Source organism: Crateriforma conspicua (assembly GCF_007752935.1).
GTDB classification, from domain to species: Bacteria; Planctomycetota; Planctomycetia; order Pirellulales; family Pirellulaceae; genus Crateriforma; species Crateriforma conspicua.
Genome location: NZ_CP036319.1, coordinates 79645 through 103654, shown reverse-complemented (window position 1 = coordinate 103654; position 24010 = coordinate 79645). Strand labels below are relative to the sequence as shown.

15 protein-coding genes are annotated in these 24010 nt (G+C 55.6%); 10 read left to right on the top strand and 5 right to left on the bottom strand.

Going from position 1 to position 24010, the window contains the following annotated elements; all coding sequences use genetic code 11:
- Positions 1–140 precede the first annotated feature (140 nt).
- Both Mal65_RS00325 and Mal65_RS00320 read left to right on the top strand, forming a co-directional pair.
- Positions 141–2147 carry an ABC transporter ATP-binding protein gene (locus Mal65_RS00325; protein WP_145292603.1) on the top strand — a complete coding sequence of 669 codons (2007 nt, stop codon included), beginning with the start codon at positions 141–143 and terminating at the stop codon, positions 2145–2147.
- Complete coding sequence (locus Mal65_RS00320) at positions 2144–2695, top strand: NUDIX domain-containing protein (RefSeq protein WP_145292601.1); 552 nt, start codon at positions 2144–2146, stop codon at positions 2693–2695. Before Mal65_RS00325 ends, Mal65_RS00320 begins: the two co-directional genes overlap by 4 nt.
- Before the next feature lie 24 nt (positions 2696–2719).
- Here Mal65_RS00320 and Mal65_RS00315 read toward each other — a convergent pair whose 3' ends face one another.
- Entirely contained in the window at positions 2720–5929 is a 3210-nt protein-coding gene (locus Mal65_RS00315; RefSeq protein WP_196784462.1) for a DUF6797 domain-containing protein, read from the bottom strand.
- A 185-nt stretch (positions 5930–6114) separates the two neighbouring features.
- Between Mal65_RS00315 and Mal65_RS26270 the strand changes: the two genes are divergently transcribed.
- The 7 genes from Mal65_RS26270 to Mal65_RS00285 all read left to right on the top strand — a co-directional run bounded on the left by Mal65_RS26270 (position 6115) and on the right by Mal65_RS00285 (position 17097).
- Positions 6115–6252 (top strand): hypothetical protein, encoded by a 138-nt coding sequence (locus tag Mal65_RS26270; protein ID WP_165700976.1) that lies wholly within the window; start codon positions 6115–6117, stop codon positions 6250–6252.
- 218 nt (positions 6253–6470) lie between these two features.
- Positions 6471–7757: an L-rhamnose isomerase gene (locus Mal65_RS00310; protein WP_145292596.1), complete on the top strand. Its 1287-nt coding sequence runs from the start codon at positions 6471–6473 to the stop codon at positions 7755–7757.
- 44 nt (positions 7758–7801) lie between these two features.
- Complete coding sequence (locus Mal65_RS00305) at positions 7802–9226, top strand: purine-cytosine permease family protein (protein WP_145292593.1); 1425 nt, start codon at positions 7802–7804, stop codon at positions 9224–9226.
- Positions 9227–9244: 18 nt separating this feature from the next.
- Positions 9245–9442, top strand: a complete 198-nt coding sequence (locus tag Mal65_RS00300) for a hypothetical protein (protein ID WP_145292591.1) — start codon at positions 9245–9247, stop codon at positions 9440–9442.
- Positions 9443–9528: 86 nt separating this feature from the next.
- A complete protein-coding gene (locus tag Mal65_RS00295) occupies positions 9529–12939 on the top strand; it encodes a family 78 glycoside hydrolase catalytic domain (protein ID WP_145292589.1) in 3411 nt (1136 codons plus the stop codon).
- A gap of 121 nt (positions 12940–13060) precedes the next feature.
- On the top strand, positions 13061–15538 hold the full coding sequence (locus Mal65_RS00290; RefSeq protein ID WP_145292587.1) for a family 78 glycoside hydrolase catalytic domain: 2478 nt from the start codon (positions 13061–13063) through the stop codon (positions 15536–15538).
- A gap of 164 nt (positions 15539–15702) precedes the next feature.
- Entirely contained in the window at positions 15703–17097 is a 1395-nt protein-coding gene (locus tag Mal65_RS00285; protein WP_145292585.1) for a sulfatase family protein, read from the top strand.
- Positions 17098–17281: 184 nt separating this feature from the next.
- On the opposite strand, the gene Mal65_RS27275 is transcribed toward Mal65_RS00285, so the two are convergent.
- The 3 genes from Mal65_RS27275 to Mal65_RS00275 form a co-directional block, all read right to left on the bottom strand.
- Complete coding sequence (locus tag Mal65_RS27275) at positions 17282–17404, bottom strand: hypothetical protein (protein WP_261342914.1); 123 nt, start codon at positions 17402–17404, stop codon at positions 17282–17284.
- 192 nt (positions 17405–17596) lie between these two features.
- Positions 17597–18922, bottom strand: coding sequence for a DUF1552 domain-containing protein (locus tag Mal65_RS00280; protein WP_145292583.1), 1326 nt, complete (start codon positions 18920–18922; stop codon positions 17597–17599).
- Positions 18923–18938: 16 nt separating this feature from the next.
- Positions 18939–21641 (bottom strand): DUF1592 domain-containing protein, encoded by a 2703-nt coding sequence (locus tag Mal65_RS00275; protein WP_145292581.1) that lies wholly within the window; start codon positions 21639–21641, stop codon positions 18939–18941.
- Between the two features lie 878 nt (positions 21642–22519).
- On the opposite strand from Mal65_RS00275, the gene Mal65_RS00270 reads away from it, so the two are divergent.
- A complete protein-coding gene (locus Mal65_RS00270; protein WP_165700975.1) occupies positions 22520–22765 on the top strand; it encodes a hypothetical protein in 246 nt (81 codons plus the stop codon).
- A 161-nt stretch (positions 22766–22926) separates the two neighbouring features.
- Here Mal65_RS00270 and Mal65_RS00265 read toward each other — a convergent pair whose 3' ends face one another.
- Positions 22927–23340: a hypothetical protein gene (locus Mal65_RS00265; RefSeq protein ID WP_145292577.1), complete on the bottom strand. Its 414-nt coding sequence runs from the start codon at positions 23338–23340 to the stop codon at positions 22927–22929.
- Positions 23341–24010 lie beyond the last annotated feature (670 nt).

Sequence of the window (24010 nt, the reverse complement as noted above, 5' to 3'; positions counted from 1 at the left end):
CTGCCCCGACCGAAATCCGACTGGTCCTGGGCGGTCCACTTCGCTACAAGCCATGGGTCATTGAACCAACGGACCCGTCGGGTGCGCATCGACCGCCGCCCATTCCAATGCAACCTGCGTCAAGGACGACACGAACCGCGATGAAAGACTTCGGCCGCGTCTTGCTGATTGCCGCCCGCCATCACTTGGCGATGATCATGATTGTGATCACCGCCGGGATCATCGCATCGCTGTGGGGCGCGAACATTGCCACCCTGGGCCCCCTGATCAAAGTGGTTTTCGAAGGCCACACGCTGTCGCAGTACGCCGAGATTGAAATGGCGGCGACCACCGAGAAAATCGATGACTTGGACGCCAAAATCGCCGACACGCGGCAGCAATTGGCGGCCACGGAAACCGAAGACGATGTCAAGCAGTTGACCCGATCATTGCAAAATGACATCGGTGTCCGTGATGCGTACGCCAAGACGATCGATTGGCTCAATAAGATTCGACCCTACGTCGATCGCTACGCGCCGAACGATCCCTATTCCACGCTGATCTGGCTGATCGGTTTGTTGATGATCGGGACGTGCATCAAGCTGGCTGCTTTGATGTCCAATCTGTTGCTTGTGCAGTACGTGACCGAACAGACATCGATGAAACTGCGGGCAATCTTTTTCCGGAAATCGCTTCATCTGGATTTGGATCAGTTCGGCGAACATGGTTCGGCTAGTTTGACCTCTCGATTGACCAACGATATCTCCGTGGCCGCTGGCGGTATCGGTGTGATTCTAGGCCGGTTGCTGCGTGAACCGTTGAAACTGATCGTTTGTTTGGCCGGTGCCGCTTGGGTTTGCTGGCGTCTGTTGTTGGTCGTCATGATCATCACGCCCCTGGTGGCTCTGGTCATCCACTACATGAGCCGGGCCATCCGTCGGGCCAGCCGCCGAACGATGGAAGAAATGAGTCAACTTTATGGCGTGCTTAACGATTCCTTTGCCGGCATCCGGATCATTCGCGCGTTCAATACGCAGGCGAAAGAACGGGCAAAGTTCCAGCATCGCATCAGGTCCTACTTCCGCAAGTCGTTGAAAGTCGGCTTCTATAATTCGCTGGCCCGTAGCGTCACCGAGTTGATCGGTATGGCAGTGATCACCGTTGCCGTGCTTGCCGGTGGCTATCTGGCGATCAATCAACAGACACACCTGTTCGGGATCCGGATGAGCATGTTGCCGCTGGATCGGACCGAAATCATCTTGTTCTTTGGATTCTTGATTGGTGCCACCGACCCGGCGAAAAAGCTGGCCGACGTCTGGAGTTCACTGCAATCGGGAATTGCCGCATCGACGCGGGTGTTCGACATCATCGATCAGCCGACTCGCGTTCACGATGTGGCCGATCCAAAATCCGCGCCACGCCCCCATCACACGCTGACCTTCGAAAAAATTCGCTATCAGTATCCGTCCGGCCCCATGGTACTGCGTGGGCTGGACTTGACGGTACGTCACGGAGAAACGGTCGCGATTGTGGGTCCCAACGGGTGCGGAAAAAGTACGTTGATTAGCCTGCTGTGCCGATTTGATGACCCGCAATCCGGTCGCGTCATGCTGAATGATGTTCCGATCACCGAAATGCGGTGTCGCGACGTGCGTCGTCGCTTGGCCTTGGTCACCCAGCGAACCATCCTGTTCGACGACACGATTGAAAACAACATCCGCTACGGCACACCCTCGGCCACTAAAGACGATGTGATTCGTGCCGCCAAGCTGGCATTTGCCGACGAATTCATTCGTGAAAAAACACCGTTCAGTTATCAGACGCGATTGGGTGTCGGCAGCAATGCCAGCCGATTGTCCGGCGGCCAGATGCAACGCATCGCGTTGGCCCGAGCTTTCCTGCGCGACCCCGATATTCTGATCCTGGACGAAGCCACCAGCCAGATCGACACCGAAAGCGAACAGCTGATCCACAAGGCGTTGGAACAGTTCTTGAACGGACGTACCGGCGTCATGATCACGCACCGTCCGTCGACGTTGGCGTTGGCCGACCGGGTGATCGTCATGGAATCTGGGAAGATCTCCGGCGATGGCGAACACCAGGAATTGATCCGATCCAACCGCTTCTATCAAAGCCTTTGCGGCGGCGAGATTGAACGAGCCGCATGAGCCAATCGACCCCACGACGGCACGGACCTTGGACGATCAACCAATCCGCCACGGTCTATCAAGACCCATGGATTCGGGTTTGTCGTGATGAAGTCACGCGCCCCGATGGGAAGCCGGGCACCCACAGTGTGGTACATCTAAAGCACGGCGTGTCGGTTCTAGCAATCGATCACAATCGTGACGTCTATCTGACCGAAGAGTTTCACTACGGCGTCGGACGCGTGACTTTGGAATCAGTCAGTGGTGGCATCGAACCCGGCGAAGACGCCGAGTCGACCGCACGTCGTGAGTTGAAGGAAGAGATCGGTATCGTTGCCAATCGCTGGACCGATCTGGGCGTCTGTGATCCGTTCACGGCCAGTGTCGTTTCACCGACTAAGCTTTATCTGGCCGAAGAAATCCGGCATGAACAAGCGACCCCCGAGGGCACCGAACTGATCCGCTGCGTTCGCATGCCACTGGCCGATGCGGTGGAAAAGGTTCTTCGCAGCGAAATCACCCATGCCCCCAGTTGCCTGCTGATCTTGATGGCGGATCGTATCCGCTGACAAGCATCGCCATCGTGATGATGGTCAAGGGGCGGCCGGGTTCTGTTCGGACAACGCGTGAATCGTGTTTTGCACTGTGCCCAGAAAGCGGACACCCTGGGCATCGGCCAGCTTGTAGGAAATCTGCATGCACCAGGTCGGTTGAATATCAGGCAACTTCAGCGTCACCCGGCGGCCATCGTCGGAAATCTGAATTTCATCAATCTCCAACGATTGTTCGTCGTACAGTCGCGATCCATAGTTGGACGTTCGTTTCAGTGTCCACGTATCGACCATGTATTGCCGTGGATCTTTGGCTACCCCGGGATCGACCGACTCAGTGAAGGTCAATGTGATGCCCTCACAATGTGCCGCCAAACCGATCGGCAAATGGGCCGGGCGATCGGTCACCCGCACGCGATACAACCCGCCCTTTTGTTCGCTTTGGTCGCTTGCCCAAGCGTGCAGACCGCAAACGTACAGCTGACCATCAGCGGCATGGAAACGGCCTCGCATGATCCCGGTCGGAAAACGATCGATGGGCAATTCGCACATGCCGCCCTGCCACACGGTACCGACCTGTTCGTGGGGCACCACAAAGATCTTCCCAAAGCCGTACGACAAGCTCAGCAGACTGCCGTTCAGTTTGCCCCATTTCGGACTGTCGACCCACAGCAATTCAGCGGGTGATCGGTCGAACAACTTGTTCGGCCAGCATAGTGGTGGTTCCATCGCATCATCACTGGAATCATCTGGCGCACCATAGGAATACATGTTGCCATAGAACTTTCCTGGCTCGACGCGATTGATGCGGTTCATCGGATTCCAATGGCCTTCTTGATCGGTGACGAAGAAGGAACCATCATCATTGAGACAAACGCCGTTGGCGGCTCGAAAACCGTTGGCAAGAATCTCCGTCGATTCGCCATCAGCGCTGACCTTTAACAGCGTTCCGTGCTGGGGAACCAGCGAATCACGAGCATGGCGGGCACTTTTGGCATAGTAAAAATTGCCTTGGTCGTCGCACTGAAGCCCCATCGCAAATTCGTGGAAGTGGTCCGTCACTTGATGGTCGCTGTTGAAACACTCGTAAAAATCGGTTTCTCCGTCGTTGTTCAAATCGTTCAGAATCACGATCTGATCACGACAAGCGACGTAGATTCGATCGCCAATCACCTTGATCCCCAAAGGCTGAAACAACCCCGTTGCAATACGACGCCATTGAACGACCCCATTTCCGTGGGTAATTCCCCGCACGGTCCAAACGTCACCGTCCCAACAACAAACCACCAAAGTATCGTCGTCTATAAAATCCAACCCCGACAATCGCAGTCGGCTGCGATAGCGATTCGCAAAAGGTCGCGTCAGTGTGTCGACTGAAAACGCATCATCGCGATTGCCGGCTTCAATCTCGGTCGTCCAACGTTCGGGCTCTTTCGGCAATCCACCATCCATGAATCCGCTTAGATCAATCGCGTCGCCGGGTTGGGCAGCGCTTTGGTCCGTCGGCATGCTGCCCTTCTTGGCGATATCGACCACGAACCGAAGCGACTTGTCAGACGCGGGAACACGGACGAACCAATCGCCCCGGATATCGATCAAATCCAATTGTGGATGCACCGTCACATCCACTTGGTCCGTGGGTGCCACACGCATCAATAACTCGGTTGCCGTGGGTCCGACGTTCAAAATCCGTTGCCACACCGCAACGTCACCGACCGTTTTCGCGTCGTAAGATTCCAAGACGCTCGTGTCACCGACTTGGTAGGAAAGGACGATTCGCTCGGGGTGACGATACAGCCCTCGATATCGAACCCAGTCTTTTGGCATCGGGCCGTAAGCGCGTCCATCTTTTCCACGAAGACGTGGGTCGTCCAAAGTGCCGTTGATCGGATGTGCCCAACCGGGCGCTGGCAGATTGCCGAAATGAAACTCACCGACCGTGCGCGGCGTGACCGCGTGATTCCCATTGAACAGGATTCCGCGCCAGTCGATGAAACCGTCGCCCATCCAAGCACCGGCAACACGCATCGTGTCGTGATCAAAAACGACGAATTGATGACCCGCGGCAACCCCGCCGTCGCCGGTGTCCAAGCGAATCGCGATCCCCTTGTAGGCGATGTTGGTATTGTCGGGCCAAACTTCTTGCGGCGGGCGATTCTGTTCCGCCGCCCGTTGACGTTCTTCTCGTGTGATCCCTGGACGCGGCCCGGTATCAGGACCGGTGACCTCGTATGTATTGATCAAGAACGGGCCATAGTCCATTTCACGCCACGGTTGACGTTGTTCCGCGTTCGGTCCGGTGCGTCCCCCCTTGGGCAGCGAATTCAAATAGGCGTCATCCACTCGCGAATACTGGGATTCATTGTGTGGACGCAGATAGGCTTCGCGGATGTAGTGAATGACGTCGTACTTTTCCCGTGGCACCAATTGCCGCTGCGGCATCATCATCCGAAACCCGTGCGTCAACGTACGGTACATCGAATACGGATCGCCGCCGTTGGCGAACACGCCCGATGCAAAACGCAACGCATTGGGCAACGATCCCGGTTGCCGATGATCACCGTGACAGTTGATACACAATGACTGATAGACGGCTTTGCCGCGTTCAAAAGAAACGTCGTCCCATTGGCGAATCAACAGCGCATGATTCAGGTCCGATTCATATTCGGGCAACGGAATCGGGTCATCCGCAGCAGCGTTTCGTTGGCTTGAATCCACGTGATCGACAGACGACGATCCCGATCCAAGACCGACCACGTAAGCAACCAAATCATAGAACTGTGATTCGTCCGACAACTGGTTGACCAACCCACCGGGCATCAGCGACTTTCCGATCAGACGTTCTTCCACTTCTTCCTTGGCAATCGCCTGTAACTCCGTTTGCCCAGGGATGGCAAGTCGCAACGCGTCGTCCGTTTCGCCGCGTACGATTCCGCGGACGACCTGACCACTGTCCAGCAAAAGTGTGGCCGATTGAAAACCTTCAGTCACCACAGCATCGGGACGAAGCACGGACTGAATCACGTGCGCATAAGACGAGCGCTGCTGCATACGTGACAGATCGGGTCCCAGAAGTTCTTCGCCGCCGTTGGTCGGGTGGCATTGAACGCAGCTAAGCCCCGACCGGTGAAACAATTGATAGCCGCGAATCGGATCTCCCAGGACCCGAGCACGCGCGGCGATTGTTGCGATCGGTTGATCAAGAAACTCGTCTTCGAATGTCTCTGCGACAGAAAGATCGGCCGGCAACATCGCGACCGTAAGACAAACAAGTAGCCACCGAACGGATCGACGTTGAAAGGACATAAGCAACAACGGAAACAAAACCTTGCGCGGGACCAGGACAATCACCCCCAATGATGGTTCGCATCGTACACGACCGCTCACGCTGGCGTCCGATTGCTACACGTTTGCAACCAGCCAAAAGCGCCGGCCGAATGGCCAATTCACATCCGAACGATGAGATCACGACGTGGACTGTCCTGTTCGTCGACGAGGCGATGAAGGCGTGGTTCGGATACGCCGCCGGTCGAATCTCGATCGCCGGTGCCTGCGTCAAACCAGTCCAGCTTTGAATGCTTTGGGGCGATCACCTTTCAGGGGAAAATGACCGTACACGGGGCCTGGACTTCCCGTAAACTCGTTTTCTGCACCAATGGCGAACCTACGGCACTTGGCACCATCGTGCTATTCGAAGGACCGATCGTCAAGGTTTGGGCGACCGGTGCACCTTAGAATAGCCCCTGAAAGAGAGTGGATGACCGGTCCGCTAATCGGTTGAAAAGGAACCAAAATGACTTCGACCCCAAACTGCGCCGCCGCCTTTGAGCTCGCATCGGAGCAATACGCTTCGATCGGCGTGAACGTCAAAGCGGCATTATCGATGTTGTCGAACATTGCCGTTTCGGTGCATTGCTGGCAGGGCGATGACGTCGTGGGATTCGAAAGTGACGCCCGGGCCTTGGGCGATGGTTTGGCGGTCACGGGTAACTACCCCGGACGTGCCAGAAACGCCGACGAACTTCGCAGCGATTTGCGATTGGCTTATTCGCTGATCCCCGGAAAGCACCGGCTGAACCTGCACGCGTTGTACGGCGACTTTGAAACACCGGCGGATCGCGATGAAATCGAGGTCTCGCATTTCCAGGGTTGGATCGATTGGGCCCGTGACCAACAGATCAGCCTGGACTTCAACCCCAGCTTCTTTTCGCACCGCAACGCATCAGACGGATTCACTCTGGCTCATTCCGATCCGGGCATCCGCCAATTCTGGATCGACCACGGAATCGCGTGCCGCAAAATCGCCGCCGCGATGGGTGCGGAACAAGGCAACCCGTGTATCAACAACTTCTGGGTTCCCGACGGCTACAAGGACACCCCAGCCAATCGTCGGCAACCTCGTGAACGATTGGCGGATTCGCTGGACGCTGTTTTTGCCGAACCCTTGGCGACCGATCACACGCTGGACGCGGTGGAATGCAAGCTGTTCGGGATCGGCAGCGAGAGCTATGTGGTCGGATCCCACGAGTTCTACATGGGATACGCGATGTCCCGCAACAAAGTGCTGTGTTTGGACGCCGGTCACTTTCATCCCACCGAAGTGATTTCGGACAAGATTTCTTCGGTGTTGATGTACCTGCCACAAATCCTGTTGCATGTCAGTCGCGGCGTTCGCTGGGACAGCGACCACGTCGTCACTTTCACCGACGAGCTACAGGCAATCATGCAAGAGATTGTACGCGGCGGATACTTACAGCGAGTCAACATCGGCTTGGATTTCTTTGATGCCAGTATCAATCGCGTGGCCGCTTGGGTGATCGGTACACGCAATGTCTTGAAGGCCTTGCTGGCAGCTCTGCTGGAACCAGTCGACCTGCTTCAGAAGGCCGAAGCCGAGGGCGATTACACGACGCGGTTGGCATTGATGGAGGAACAAAAGACGATGCCGTTGGGTGCCGTCTGGGACTATTACTGCGAATCCACGGGTGTCCCCAGCGGGTCACAGTGGCTGACCAACGTGCGTCATTACGAAGATAGCATCTCGGCCGATCGCAGCGAAATTGCTCCCTCCATCATCTAAGTCATTCCGTTCACGCCCCAATCTTTCATCAGGTCGTCGTTGACATGAGCGAAGCAGAATCAAATTCAGGCGGAGAATTTGAACGCGAACCTGTGCCGGATTCGGCACTATTGGGCAGCGGGAAATTCTGGGGCATGTACGCAGGCGAACACGCCGCCGGCACCGAATTTATGATTGGGCCACTGTTTTTGGCGGCCGGTGCCAGCCTTTCCGATCTGTTGTTGGGGCTTTTGCTGGGAAACATCCTGGCGGTGCTTACCTGGCGTTTCCTGGTCGTTCCGATTGCGGTCGCCAAACGTTTAACGCTGTATTATCAATTGGAATGCATCGCCGGCGGGTCGCTGGTCAAGCTTTACAACTTGGTCAACGGTTTGCTGTTTTGCTTCCTTGCGGGTGCCATGATTACGGTATCGGCATCCGCGGTGGGCGTTCCGTTTGATATCACCTTTGATGTTCCGGAAACCGTTCTCGGTCTCAGCAACACGTCGTTCACGGTCCTGGTATTCATCGTCGGCGTGGTCATCACGGCGGTTGCGGCGGGCGGCTATGAACGCGTCGCCCGGTTTGCCAATATCGCCGCCCCCTGGATGATCGGCGTTTTCGCCGCATGTGGAATTGTCTCACTGGCACAGATGAATGTGACCGGTATGGAAAAACTTTCCAGCGGTGAATTCTGGAGTGAATCCATCGCGTTCGTGCAAGAAAAGAATGGCCCACAGACGTTTGGTTTTTGGCAGATCGTCGTCTTTGCGTGGCTGTGCAACGGAGCGATGCATTTCGGGATGGCGGATCTTTCTATCTTCCGATTTGCCCGCAGTCGATCATCCGGTTGGGCACCCGCGATCGGGATGTTCTTGGGGCACTACATGGCATGGATCAGTGCCGGCTTTTTGTTGGCCGCTCTGATCAAGGTTCAACCGGAATTGGTGTTAAGCGACGACGGCAAAGTCACGGCCAATCCCGGACTACTTGCATACAAATCGGTGGGCTGGACCGGAATCATCTGTGTCATCATCGCAGGTTGGACAACGGCGAACCCAACGATCTATCGCGCGGGTCTGGCGTTCCAAGGCATGCTGCCGAAAAGCTCACGTACCGCGATGACATTGGTGGCCGGCACTGTCGCAACCGTGGCGGGTGCCTTTCCGAACTTGTCAGCCAAGCTGTTGGATTTTGTTGGGACCTATGGAACCGTTCTGGGCCCCATGGGCGCCGTGATCGTCGTCGACTTTTACCTGATGAAACGCTTCGGTCTGCGGGATCAATATGCATCCAAAAGCGGAACGCAAATCAACATCGCGGTGTTGGTGGCTTGGGTGCTGCCCGTGGTCGTCGGACTGTACCTTATTTTCGTCCAGGGTCTTTTTGCAGCCTACGCCGTGATTCCTTGCTGGGTCGCCTGTGCGATTCTTTACCTAATTCTTAGCAAGGTGCTTCAAAATCCAAATCTCGGCAACGACCACGCTTGATCATTTGAAAGTCCTGTCATGAACATTCTTTTGAAGACAATTTCGGCGGTTGCCCTCGGGTTGGTCGTGATCCCTTGCATGCTGCATTTTGCGGGGATCATTGGTCTTTCCACGGTGAAGTGGACAGCACTGGTCGGCACCGTGGCTTGGTTTTTGGTGACCCCGACATGGATGAGTCGTCGATTGCAGGTGGATTCCGCCGAAGTCGAAATCTAAACGACATCGGATCAATCATCGACGGGATCCGTCATCCCTTTCACAATTCCGTTACTGGTCATTTTGATCAATGACAAAGTAGTCTCATGTGCGCACAACATTGCAAAGCAGCATGGATCGTCGTTTGCTCAACTGTATGGTTCGTCGCGGAACCCCCATCCGACGTCCAAGCGATTGAACCGACACATCTTCGCTGCGAATACCGACAGGACCCGTTGGGGATCGACCAGGGATCACCAAGGCTGTCGTGGAAAGTTCAGTCGCACGAGCGGAACCAATCCCAGTCGGCATACCGCATTCTGGTCGCGTCCACCAAGCAGAATTTGGTCAACGACAATGGCGACCTTTGGGACAGCGGTAAAGTCGATTCGAATCAGACACTGTTTGTGACCTACCAGGGCGTCCCTTTGGAAAGCCGCCAGCAGTGTTATTGGAAAGTATGCGTATGGGATGGCGACGGACATTCCCAAAGCTGGAGTCGCACGGCTCGTTGGTCGATGGGATTGTTGAAGGAATCGGATTGGACGGCGAACTATATCAGTGTCCGTGACGCGTCACCGGTTTACAAAGATACCGACCGACTCCATTTGCCACCGGCGCAGCAATATCGCAAGGAATTCCGCGCGGAGAAACGCATTGTCCGTGCAACCGTTTATGCGACCGCCTTGGGTATCTATGAACTGCACTTCAACGGCCAGCGTGTCAGCGATGCCTTCTTTTCACCAGGTTGGACCGACTATCGGCAACGTGCCTATTACAACACCTACGACGTGACCGACATGCTGCACGCCGGTGACAATGCCATCGGTGCATGGTTGGCCGATGGTTGGTACAGCGGATACGTCGGGTTTGGACTGTTGACCGGCATGGGAACCGAAAAGACTGGTCGTGCGACCTACGGCAAAACACCGTCCCTGATGGCCCAACTGGAAATCGAATACGCCGACGGGTCGCGCCAAGTGATCGCCACCGATCCGACTTGGAAAGTCACTCAAGAAGGTCCGATCCGCGAAGCCGATTTGCTGATGGGTGAATATTATGATGCCCGTTTCGAAACACCAAATTGGTCGTCCCCGGGCTTCGATGACGGATCATGGCAACCCGCTGTGTTGGCCGAAGATAATGGACATCCGATTGCCACGTTTTATCAACGTCGCAATCCGACACGCCCGGGGCAGGGCGTGCAAAACCTTGGACAAGACCGTGACCTTGGGTTCCAGCGTCCGAAACTGGAAGCGTTCCCAGGTGTGCCAGTTCGAATCACCGAACAGGTCCGATCCCAGGCGATTGTTGATCGCGGTTCAGGAACATTCATCATCGACCTGGGGCAAAACTTTGCCGGGACGATTCGACTGGCGGTCCAGGGTCCATCCGGACAGAAGATTCGCATCCGATACGGCGAGATGTTGCATCCCGACGGTCGGTTGATGACCGAAAACTTGCGAAAGGCTCGAGCGACCGATTTCTATGTCTGCCGCGGCAATCCCAACGGCGAGACCTATCAACCGCGGTTCACTTTTCATGGGTTCCGCTATGTGGAGTTGTCCGATTTCCCAGGCACGCCCGATCAGGACACCGTGACTGGGTTGGTAATGCACAGTGACACTCCCATGGTCAGTTCGTTTGAATGCAGCGATCCCATGGTGAACCAGCTGTTTAGCAATGTCTTGTGGACGCAAAGATCCAATTTCCTGGATCTGCCCACCGATTGCCCACAACGAGACGAACGAATGGGCTGGACTGGGGATGCCCAGGCCTATGTGGCAACCGCGGCGTACAACGCGGACATCGGTGCTTTCTATACGAAATGGCTGCGGGAGTTGATGGAATCACAACGGCCCAGTGGCGTCTTTCCCGGATACGCTCCGTTTCCATTTCAACATGGCTGGGACTTTGGAACGGCATGGGCCGATGCCGGTGTCATTTGCCCCTGGACCATCTGGCAGTTTTACGGTGATACCCGCATCATTCATGAATGCTGGGACCCGATGACGAAGTTCATGCAGTGGCGTATGAACACCTGCGTCGATGACCTGGGAATCACCCACGGAAATGCTTGGGGCGATTGGTTGACGCAGGGCGGAACGACACCGCTGGACTACATCGACACCATCTACCTGGCCATTTCATCAAAAATGATGGCCGAGATGACGACCGCCATTGGTCGTGATGCTCAGCACGACCGATACATGAAACAGTATCTGGCCACGAAGGCCGCTTTCCAAGCGAAGTATCTTAACGATGACGGCAGCGTCAACGTCAACACCCAAACGGCACAGGCACTGGCACTGTATGCCGATCTGATTCCGGAAAACCTTCGCGAAAAGACCGGTCAACACCTTGCCAAGATGCTTGCCGACAACGGCAACCGAATGTCGACCGGGTTCCTGGGCACGCGTCCCTTGTTGCCCGTATTGTCGGCATCCGGCCAGCACGACTTAGCGACGTTCCTTTTGCAGTCCCGTGATTTCCCGTCATGGGGCTATGAGATCGTCAATGGTGCAACCACGATTTGGGAACGCTGGGACAGCTACACCAAAGAAGATGCTTTTGGTCGGCACAACGCAGCAATGAATTCCTTCTCGCATTATGCGTTCGGTGCAGTCTGTGAATGGATGTTTGCATCCTTGGCGGGCATCCAGTCTGACGGCCCCGGATTCAAACACATCATCATTCGTCCTGGTCCTCCGTCCCGTGGAAGCAACGCGATGCGTGAACCGATTCATTGGGTCAAAGCATCCTATGATTCGATTCGTGGTCCGATCAGTAGTGAATGGGCTCTGACCGATAACGAATTTCACCTGAAGGTCCGGATCCCCGCCAACACGACCGCGACGGTCTACCTTCCGACCAGCGATTCGGACAGCATCACCGAAAGCGGCAAGCCGTTGGACGATCGCTCGGATGTTTCTCTGATCGACAAGAATTCAGACGTTGCGGTTCTGTCAGTTCCTTCAGGAACCTATGAATTTGCGGCGATTCCGAGCGTCTCATCTGCCGCCACAGCCTTGGCCACGTCCGAGCCCAAAGACTTTTCAGTCAACCCGGACAACATCAAAATAGCCGGTGCGCGAAAGATCGCGTCATGGGACTTCACAAATGCCCAATCAACCGCTCAGTGGACCGAACGCAGCAATCTGAAACTGCACCAGCGGGACGGAAAAACGATTGTGGCGGCAACGGGCAACGACTCACAAATGGCGGTGCGACTGGCCAAACCCGCCGAAGGCAAACTGGTGATTCAATTGCGGGCGATGCCCGACAACGGTGCGACCAGTCAATTCTTCTGGGCTCGTCCCGGCCAAGGTTTTCGTGGCGATCTATCCAGCAAGCGAAAACTGTCCAAAACCGATCGTGTTCAAGACTACATCTTCGCGATTCCCGGTGACGGTCCAGTTTCCATGATTCGGTTTGATCCCTTTGCCAATTTCGATCCCTATGCCGATGTGGCGGAAATGACGGTCGAGTCTATCACGCTTTTTCAATTGCCTGATTGAGAGTTCCTTCGGCTTGCACCAACGTTGGAATCACGTTCACACCAATGGGTCGCCGCCATAGGTGCGTGCCAGACACAGAACTGACCGCTTCGACAATGCACCCTTTCATGAAAGACATCAAATGACGACGTTACGATACACGACACTGATAATGGTCACGTGGATGACGATTGCTGGTGCGGGCGCGCAAGAAGTCGACATTGCATCCCTATCAAAACCGACGGCAGACGCCTCCGGGCCCGAAGTGTTTGCCGATATGGCTGATCGTGGCTACATCCCGCTGTTCAACGGACAAGACCTGACCGGCTGGAGAAACCCCTATCCGCACGGTGAAGCCAAGGTCGTGGACTGTGAAATCCACTTGCTGGCGGATAAGAAGTTCTTCCTGGTGACCGAAAAGAAGTATTCTGACTTTCGGCTCAGTGTTGAAATTCACTTGCCCGAAGGCCCCGCCAATTCAGGCGTTATGTTTCGCTGCCATGTGGACGATGAAGCCGCAAAGAAAGTGTACGGCTATCAGGCCGAATGCGACGGTTCCGATCGACGCTGGTCAGGCGGACTTTACGATGAATCTCGACGCGGCTGGGTCTGGCCAAGCACGGCCGGACGTTCCACCGATCAGTTCCTGCAACATGCCGATGAATCAAAACAGTTTTTTGCGACGCCACGCATCCGCGATGCACTGAATCGCAATGGATGGAATCGATATGTCATCACGTGTGTGAAGGATCTGATCCGGATCGAGGTCAATGGAGTGGAAACCGCACGATTTCGCGACGCGACGGACGCCAGCGGATACATCGGGATCCAGCACCATGGTGAAAAGGGACAAACCTATCGGTTTCGCAACCTGTTTATCAAACCATTGCCTGTGATTCCCGGTCAGGATCATGTCAAGCTGACCGAGCAAGAACCCGTCACGATTCGACGTGTCGACGACAAAACCACCCAAATCGATTTCGGAAAAGTGGCCTTTGGAAACATTGTGATGCCGGTTCCAGCGTCCGGTCGTGGCACCGCCAACGTGCACTTTGGCGAAAAACTGAAGGACGGTTCAATTGATCGAGATCCGCCGGGGACCGTTCGTTACGGAATGACACAGATTCGTCTCGGACAGCAACGTGGAAACTGGATCGTGCCGACCCCGGTGGATGATCGCAATATTGAACAGGCGGGTTTGATGTACGCGAATCCACCCGCCGTCCTGACGCCGCCACAATGGCGATCGGTGATGCCGTTCCGCTGGGTGGAAATCGAAGGTCTGGACGCAGATTTCCCCTATGAACTGATCCGCCGTCGCGCCGCGTATTCGGCGACTTGGAACGATGACGCAAGCTCATTTCAGTGTTCCAGCGACATCCTGAATCGCATCTGGGATCTGTGCAAATACAGCATCAAGGCCACGACTTTCGCCGGCGTCTATGTGGACGGAGATCGCGAACGGATCCCTTACGAAGGTGACGCCTACCTAAATCAGTTGAGCCACTACACCACGGACGACGACGTCACCATGGCGGCTCGCACCTTCGACTGGTTGATGGAAAACGGAACTTGGCCGACCGAATGGGCGCCCCACATGGTCTTCATGGCCCACGCCCACTGGATGCACTCGGGAGACACCCAGTGGCTGAAGCATCGCTACGAAGAACTGAAAACCAAAACCCTGATTCACCGCTGTGGTGATGACGGATTGGTTCGCAGCGACGAAATGGATCAAAATCGGCACGACATCGTGGATTGGCCTAAGAACGAACGTGACGGCTTTGTGTTCACCGACGTCAACACGGTGGTCAATGCGTTTCACATCCAAGCGCTGAAACAGATGAGCGAGATGGCGAAAGCCGTTGGCAAGGAAGATGAAGCACAAGCCTTTCAGGCGAGAGCACAGATGGCCACGGCATCGCTGAATGATCAAGCCTTGAATCAGGCGATCGGTATCTATCGCGATGGTATCGGCACGGATCATAGCAGTCTGCATGCGAACTTCTTTCCGCTGGCCTTCGGAATCGTTCCCGAGGAGAACCGTCAGAGCGTCACTTCATGGCTGCAGCAACGAGGAATGCAATGCAGTGTCTATGCCGCGCAATATTTGATGAACGCCTTGTTCGCGAATGGTGGCGATCAGCACGCGATCGAGCTGATGACCGCCGACGGCGACCGAAGCTGGAAACACATGATCGACAGCGGCACGACGATCAGTTGGGAAGCCTGGGACATGAAGTACAAACCCAATCAGGATTGGAACCATGCTTGGGGCGCGGCTCCCGCGAACCTGCTGCCGCGTTACGTCTTGGGCGTTCAGCCGAACGTCCCCGGTTGGTCAAACGCCATGATCCGCCCCTGCACCGGCGGACTGTCTTACGCCCGCGGCAAAGTTCCCACACCGCTTGGCCCCGTCCAAGTCGACTGGACGAACGATGACGTTTTTCGCATGACGCTGGCGCTGCCATCTGAAATGACGGCGAACTTGGACTTGCCCGGCCGCAAAGACACCACGAGCGTTTTCATCGACGGATCCAAGGTCGACGCGACACGCAGCGGAGAACGATGGATCGTCGATCAAGTCGTTCGGGGGACGACCACCATCGAAGTGCGATAGGGACATCGCCGCTTCAATCGCCTCACCCGCGTCGGATGGCAAGGGACAGTGTTTATCAAGAACGCATCCTTGCCGTCCTTCGCGACGACACGTTGAAAGATCACAAATCTTCCGTGTCGGGCTGACAAAGACCTTTCTACAAAACACCACCCAAGAATGACTTCATGACATCACGAATTCTGATTGCCGCTGGGTGCCAGTTGGTTCTGGTGATTGCATGGGCAACGTTTGCCAGCGCGGATACATCCGCACACGCTTCAACTGAATCTCAACCGCTGAATGTGCTGTTGCTGTACGCCGATGATTGGCGTCACGACACGTTGGGCATTGCCAGAAACTCGGTTGTTCAAACACCAACGTTGGACAAACTTTCACGCGAAGGCATCCGATTCACGCAGAACTGCGTCACGACGTCGATATGCGGTGTCAGCCGTGCGACGCTCTTTACCGGCCAATGGATGTCACGTCACGGCAATCGCTCCTTCAAACCGTGGACAACGCCTTGGCAAAAGACCTTCCCCGGACTGCTTCGTCAGCATGGGTATTACGTGGGACATGTCGGCAAATGGCACAACGGAAAGACCCCCGCTGACCAATTCGACTTTAGCCGATCGTATTACGGAAAACATTGGATGACGCAGCCGGACGGATCCGAGATTCATGTGACGAAAAAGAACGAAATGGACGCGTTAGAGTTTCTGAAAACGCGTCCGGCTGATCAACCGTTCTGCTTGACCGTGGCATTCTTTGCGACCCACGCGGAAGATTCCAATCCCAAGCAGTTTCTGCCTCAGCCCGAAAGCATGAGTCTGCATCGGGACGTGACCGTTCCCGTGGCACCCAACGCGACACAAGAGTCGTTCGAACGATTGCCTGACTTCGTGGGCAACGAAAAGAACGAAGGACGCAACCGATGGCACTGGCGATTTGACACGCCCCAAAAATACCAAACGATGATGAAGAACTACTATCGTTTGGCGACCGAGGTCGATGCGACTTGTGGGCGAATCCTGGCAGAGCTTGAAACGCAAGGGCTTGGTGGCAACACACTGGTCATCTTTACCACGGATAATGGTTATTACCATGCCGAGCACGGCTTGGCGGATAAGTGGTACCCACACCAAGAAAGCATTCGTGTGCCATTGATCATTCGCGACCCGCGGATGACCGACAACATCCGTGGCCAAACCAATGACGCGTTTACCTTGAACGTTGACCTGGCCCCGACAATCCTTTCCGCCACAGGCGTCGACGTCCCCGAAACGATGCAGGGCAGGGACGTCAGTTCGCTGTACCTTGCGGACCAAAAACCGGATTGGCGAAGCGAGTTCTTTTACGAACACCCGATGCTTCGTAGCAAGGACTTCATTCCGGCATCCGAAGCACTCGTGCGTCGTGACTGGAAATATTTCTATTGGCCTGAATTTGACTACGAACAACTATTCGATCTGCGAAGCGACCCGCGCGAAGAAAACGATTTGGCTGGCGATCCGGAACACGCGGATACATTGCGTGAAATGCGTGACCGTTTTGCCGAATTGAAAGCCGCAGCACGATAGCACAACCGAGGACAAGATCCGAAACGCCACGAAAACGACGGAACCTTGGAGGGATTAAGGGCGAACCAAAATCCATTCGTGTTCGGGACTGGGAACGGCTTCTGGCTCAAAGAGTAGGCCTCGACAGAAACTAGAACCTGAATCTGTAAACTCCGTTTGAATCAAAGTTGTATCGGTGTTGTGATTACAGTGATTCGCGGACGAAAGCGTCAATCAGCGTCGCAATGAAACTGTACCGAAGTTGCCAACGCCGCCACCACTTGGCGTACAATCCTGGGGTGCCGAAACAAGCGATCAGTACCTGCATCCAAACACTCGCTGATTATTCCAGCGGTTCGCCGGCAAGCGGTGATTCAGTTGGCTACCGAATTGCAGACGCCATGTGATGCGTTGTGAGAAGTACGCGAGACGCTTCGAAAGATCTTTCACCTAGCCAGCATGATCACCATGCTTAAGAGCTTTCGAAACTGGCGTTATGGATCACACGATGGAGCTGTATTTATGAGATGGCTTTTAGGTCGAGGCCTCTCATCGTTCCGGTCGAACTTGCAAACGTATCGGCCTCAATGCCCATGGACTGAAGCATGGAGACAAACAAATTTGGGAGCGGGTAGTTTTTGTCGCGGTCGAAGGCGAGGTGCTGGCCGTGTTTGAGTCGTCCGCCCGCCACCAACATGGGCATGTTGTCGGTGGTGTGTTTGTTTGCGTCGCCGAGATTGCTGCCGTAAAGGATGAGCGAGTTTTCGAGCAGGCTGGCGTCCCCGTCTTTCGAGTCCTTAAACGCGCTAATCAGTTGGCTGATAAGCCGCATGTGATTGCGGTCGATGGCCTCTAGCTGAGCTAGCTTCTTCTCGTCTTTGCCATGATGAGACAGGTTGTGGTAGCCGTCGGAGATTGGAATTTCGGAGACGGTGATGGTGGGAGAATTGTTGCTGTCCAGCAGCAGCGTGATGCTGCGGGTGGAGTCGGTCTCAAAGGCAAGACGCGCCATCTCGTACATGAGTCGAGTCTTTTCCATGTAGGCGGCGGGGCCGCCGGGATCGATGGGGCATTCGGCAGAGGGAACCGGTTTGGGAAGTCGTTCCCACTCGCGAGCCTTTTTCATGCGTCGTTCGGTTTCACGGACTGCCGTCGTGTACTGGTCCATTCGGTCGCGATCGCTAGCGCCGAGTCGGCGATTGAGCGCTCGCGACTGCTCGGCAACAGTATCCATGATGCTTTCGCCCAGCTTCAACTTTTCAATCTGGTTCTCGATTTCTTTTTCAGACCCTTGCAGGAAGAGCTGTTTGTAGACGCTGGCGGCGCTGTCCTCGCAGGGAATCAGCACGCCGGAAGGAGTCCACGACAGACTACGACGTCCGGCAGCGGCGTTCACTCCCAGCGTGAGCGAGGGAAATCGGGTGTGATGGCCAATCTCGCCCGCAACATATTGGTCCAAAGAAATGGTGTTGCGAAATCCGCCGCCTCCCGGATGGGTCGCTGCGGTCAGAAAGGACACGTCGGATGAGTGCGCGCCGTCTACCCCGGGATGGTGAACTCCGCTCAGGACGGTGAAATCGTTTCGATGGGAAGAGAGCTCCTCGAGGTAAGGCGAGAGTTCATAGTCACGGCCCGCTTGGCTGGGAAAGAAATGGTTCGGTAAGACGCCGAGGTTGTTGCAGATGGCGAAGAGACGCTGCGGCTTCGGTTCGACTGGCGTCGCCGCGAAGAGACGTCGCGTGAACGGTGGCAGCATGGCCTCAAGAAAAGGCAAGCCAAGCGCCACTCCTGCCCCACGAAGGAGTCGACGGCGAGAGATGCGGCGATCAGAAGAGAGTAGGTGCATGGCAGTGCGATTACGGCTACTTGATTTTGAACAGGTCGCTCTGGATGACGGCGTGAATGATCGACCTTACCCCGAATTCACTTTCCTGGCACGAGTCGACAATCTGTTCGACTTGCTGGCGCTCGCTGAAACTCATCGTGGCACCGGTGGCGTAAACGATGAATTGCTTGACCAGGTTCCGGGCGATGGCTCGTTCGTCGCCCAGCAAATGGGATTTGAACTCGTGGATGTCTTTAAAAGCTCGGCCATCTTCCAAAACTCCTGAAGGGTCGACCGGCTCGGCGTTGCGATAAGTAAACAGGAGCCCATTCAAGCCAACACCTTCCACGGGCTCTCCGATTTCGCCGATGGCTCGGTAGCGATCCTGCCAGCCACCAGCAATGTCGAAACTCTCCAGTGCGAAGCCAGCTGGGTCGAATTTTGCGTGGCATGCGTTGCAAGATTCGAATGAGGTGTGCTTGTCGAGCTGTTCACGGATGGTGGTCGCTCCGCGGGTATCAGGCTCGACGGCCTCGACGCCCGAAGGCGGCGGCGGGATATGAACGCCCAAAAGACGTTCCATGATCCACGCTCCGCGTAAAACGGGTGACGTTGTCGTCCCGTTCGCGGTGACCCTGAGAACGCTTGCTTGGGTGAGGAGTCCTCCACGAGGAGAGTCATCGGGCAGAGAAACACGGCGGAGCTCTACGCCTTCGAAAGGCTCTAAATCGTAGTGCCTGGCGAGACGCTCGTTTGCATAAGTGAAGTCAGAGTCGACCAAGTTGCGGGCGGGGAGATCCTTGTCGATCAGCTCCCGGAAAAAGCGTCGCGTTTCGAACAGGGAAGCTTCAGTCAGTTGATCGTCGATATAGTATTGGGGATACAGTTGGGAATCGGGCGTGTTGGCATTGATCTCTTTCAGTTCTAGCCAGTAATCGAGGAAAGCGTTGATGAATCGATCGGATTTGGGATCCGACAGCATCCGCTCCGTCTGCGCTCGCAACTCCATCTCTTGATGAAGGTTTTGCGCGTCTTCAAGTTTCTCGTCTGGCGGCCCATTCCAAAGGAAGTAGGAAAGTCGAGACGCGATCTCGTGGTCTTCGAGCGGGCCAACTTGCGATTCCAGGAAAAGGAAATCGGGGGAGGAAAGTATCGTGGTGTAAGCGGCGATCATCGCGTCGGTAAACGATTGTCCGATCGCGGTCGCTTCCTTGTAAATTTCGAAATACGGTTCGATGATCGCATCATCGGCGATCGGGGATCGGTACGCCTTCTTGATGAAGGCAATCAAGAGTCGCCTCGCATCGGCGTCCGGATCGTTGGGCAACACTTCCACGCGACGGTGGGGAATGCCCGGCGAACGCTCGGTCCACCCGATCAAGGTTTCCTCAGTTAATAGCGGCGGAAGCGGCAGACGTTCCTCGCTCTCATGGACTCTGAAGGGAAGATCCCCAAACAGGGCTTGGTAACTTTGGGGAGGCCAATCCTCATTCAATGGGCCTTCAAGCTCCAACCAGTTCATTGCGAAACCAGGAACGCCCTCTGGCGTCGCGTTCGGGTTGCCACTCCAGCGCGGTTGTGTTCTTAGCAATCGTCCGGCATCCGGACGGATCGCGTCACCTTTTCGCAGAACCACCTCGCGCTCAATAACCTTGGGATCGGGATACGAGTCGAAACTTCCGATCCAAAGACTTTCGCCGCTTGCGGTATGGGCATAGAGGGTGATCGGTTCGCGGCGTTTCCCGCGCATGACGACATTTCGGTCAGGTCGCCACCACTTAGGCTCGCCGCCTGTGAGTCCATGATCGTCTCCGAGCGCTCGGCCGTTAGGTCCCGCGGTGAAGGTATAAGTCTTCATCCGCAGTCGGTAGTTTCCTGGCGTGGGCACGATGACGTTTCTGAAGTCGTATTTTGCCGCCGAGGCCTGGGTGCCGACAACGAAACCAAAGGCCTCCTGGTTTCGAATTTCTGGATTGGAATCGCCTACGGTCAACGGTTGGTTTTCTCGGATGACCTCCGTTTCCGAGGTAAGGCCCAGCATCGGTATCGCCGCGCGGCTGGGGTATCGGTTGATTCCCTTTTTGAACCGCATCCAGAAAATCATCGTCCCTTCGTCTCGGGCGTAGTAGCGTTTCGTCTCCGAACGAAATGCAGCCGCGTTGACTGCGGACCGCAATGCGTAGTCTGCCGTTTCCAGGTACTTGGCCATCTGCACATGGGAAACGTCGAGCCGGTCGCCGGTCTTGTTGAAATTCTGATAAGTCCCGTCCTCCGGCAGCCGGTGGGAGACCTGCAGCCATGGAGAGTCGAGAACGTGCCGCAGCGTGTTCTCGTATTCGAACCGGTTGACGCGCCGAACTTTCGAGCGTCCTGTTTGGGCAATGCGTTCGCGGTCTGCGGCGATCAGGGAATCGGAAAGCGATTCGAGAAAAGCGTTCAAATCTTCCTTGGCCGGCCGCATACTCTCCTTTGGGGGCATCTCCCCGTGATCTGCTCGGTCGTGAATGAGCACCCATGCTGCGAAGGTCTGCTTGTTCGCTAAATCGAAGGGAAGGCTCTCGAGATCGAGGTCTCCCTCTCGCCCAAAAGAATCGTGACAGCTCAAACAATGATTTTCGAGGAAACCATTGAGTTCGACCGGAACGTCGGCCTGAGCAGACACGTTCGCCGCCAAGCATGCTGATAGCAGGACGGCGAGCGAGCGTAGTACTGCTCGATGGATCTTAAAGAATAAGAACATGGGAGTGCTTTCCGATTGAAAACGGCTTTGTGACCGTCACTTCATTCGTTGGTCTGTCTCGGCCCACTCCCAACGATAGCGGCGTTATCGCTCAGGCTGATTATAGAGAGAGAAGATAGTAAGTGATCTATCGATAAGGTGATCTGATCAAATTGAAGTTTGCGGCGACTTTCCTACTTCACGTGCTAGGAGCCCAACAGTTGCCCCGGTCCACGTCGAAAGGATGCAAGAGTGTTGTCTGCCATTGGCGTTGACCAACGTCTGTCTTTCATTGGCCCTCTCGAAAATCGAGCCGAGGGAGTTCCTTGGCGTTGGGTCGTTTTTCAGTCGTCCTAAGATTTATCCACTGCTTTCACGTCCACGGTAAGCATGCACAGAGGGTGGCCACGATCAGCGCGTGTCTGGGACGGCCCAACGCCGGAATCGGAACCGTACTGCAAGACCTGACACGACCGATTTCGAGCTAGAGATTGGACCAACCGAAGGCTCGAAGCGTTTTTGTTTCGACGCGTCGGTCCGAAACACCTCCCCGGCAGCGGAATCGAATCGACAATAGCACGACCCTGGAGGCCACGCACCGTTCGGAGCTTGCCGCTCGTGCATCACGTGGACGCTTCATCAATGGGGAAGCGAGGCCGACCATGGGTGATCACGTTGACTCGATCTACCGTTCACCGGACGAATTGTGTCGGCGTCAAGAAAAGGGGAACGATTGAACTCGGCAAGTCACACTGGGTGCTGAGGTCACGGAAAACGCATTGCCGCAAGCCGTTTCAATTGAACTTGTAACGGGGTGCACGAAACCCAATGAAAAAGCCGCCGGTCACACTTGACCAGCGGCTTTTTAATTGAAGGTGGAGGATAACGGACTTGAACCGATGACCTCTACAATGCCATTGTGCGAGTCGTTAAACGAAAACCACGTAAAAGCCGGCACCAAGCAAGACGCCACCGACCGGTTGCACCAATGGTTGCACCAGATTGCAGAATCGGATGAACGAACGGTCGCGGCCGTGCTGGTCGATGCGGTGGCGGAACTGTTCGGTCGCGATGGCACGGAACGGCTGTTGGCGGAACTTGAACACCAAGCCGAAGCCGAGAGGGTAGGGGGGCCGAAATCCTAGGCGTGGTTCTGGCGATAGACCGCTTGCCCAGGCGTGTCCAAACAATGTCAAAATTTGGCCGACCCCCGGGGGCCATCCAAAACTCGGAACGAATGCGAGACGACCCACCCGTGACGGGTTTCGTTTTCTCGGCCACCAAAATCAGAATTCTGGCTTGTCGATCACATGCGTGCAGCGTCTACAACCTGGGCAACGTGAAGCGTCACAAGTAGAAAGCCAAACGGCAAGAAGATGATGGTCATCGCACCCAAGAGCATGGATGCAAACAACAGACCGATACCTTGCGGAATTGCTCCGAGGCACATCTGGCCAAGGCCAGGACAGAATAGCGAGAGGATTGCCGCTGTGTTGTTACTAATTGGTCTTTGGTGATTTGCACGTGCCTGGGCGATTTGAACCCTAATCGATCGATCCCAAAGTCGAACCGGGTCGCCGCACTGTGAACATTCGACCACGGTGTTGTGCTTGGCGCGACTGAATTCGATTACGTTTCCGCACGTTTGGCAAATTGTTTCAGGCATCATCACCCCCTTTTCGCCCACACTCACAGCGCCACGGCGAAGTCGATCGGCCATCGGCAGACAGTGGGGACTCGCTTTCAACCAGTGTAGTCAGCCCCTCGCGGATTGTGGGCTGAGTGTTATTTATGGTTGGTCCGCACCGCCAACGTAGCAGCATTCAATGAGATGTGGGAGCGTGGTCCGTTCCATCGAATATCGCAGCAGTCATGGGCAGCGATGCCATCCGCTCGAGATGGGCAAATGGCTGCGGGATAGCGACCCGTCACGAGCTAATGGCGTTATCGGTCGAACTGAATCGCGGTGTGGCCGGCGTGGTCCAGATGGACAACGGCAACGCGTTTATGGCAATCAGTGTTCACTTCAATTGCTGCGGATTCGCGGGAATCGTTGATGGCGACAAACGAGTCAAGGAAGCCGGAGCGGTCGCAAAGGCAATTGGCCGCATCAGGGGGCGGCGACTTCGGCGACGCGGTGGCGTCTGCGCCGATGTTTTTTCTAGGGCGACTACAACCCAGTCAGATCCCGCGCCCCACTAGGCACCATTGAAGCCGCGGCATGGTCCCCGTAGCGCTGCGATCACCGGTCGATGGTTCAGCGACCGCGCGCGGGGTTGGGGGCGGTGCGTGCTAATCGTTTGGCAATTCGCGGCCAAAATGCAAAAATCGAGCTTCGCCGACCGTCAATCGGCGTGTTCGAAATATCGCGGCCTGACAACCGCGATTCA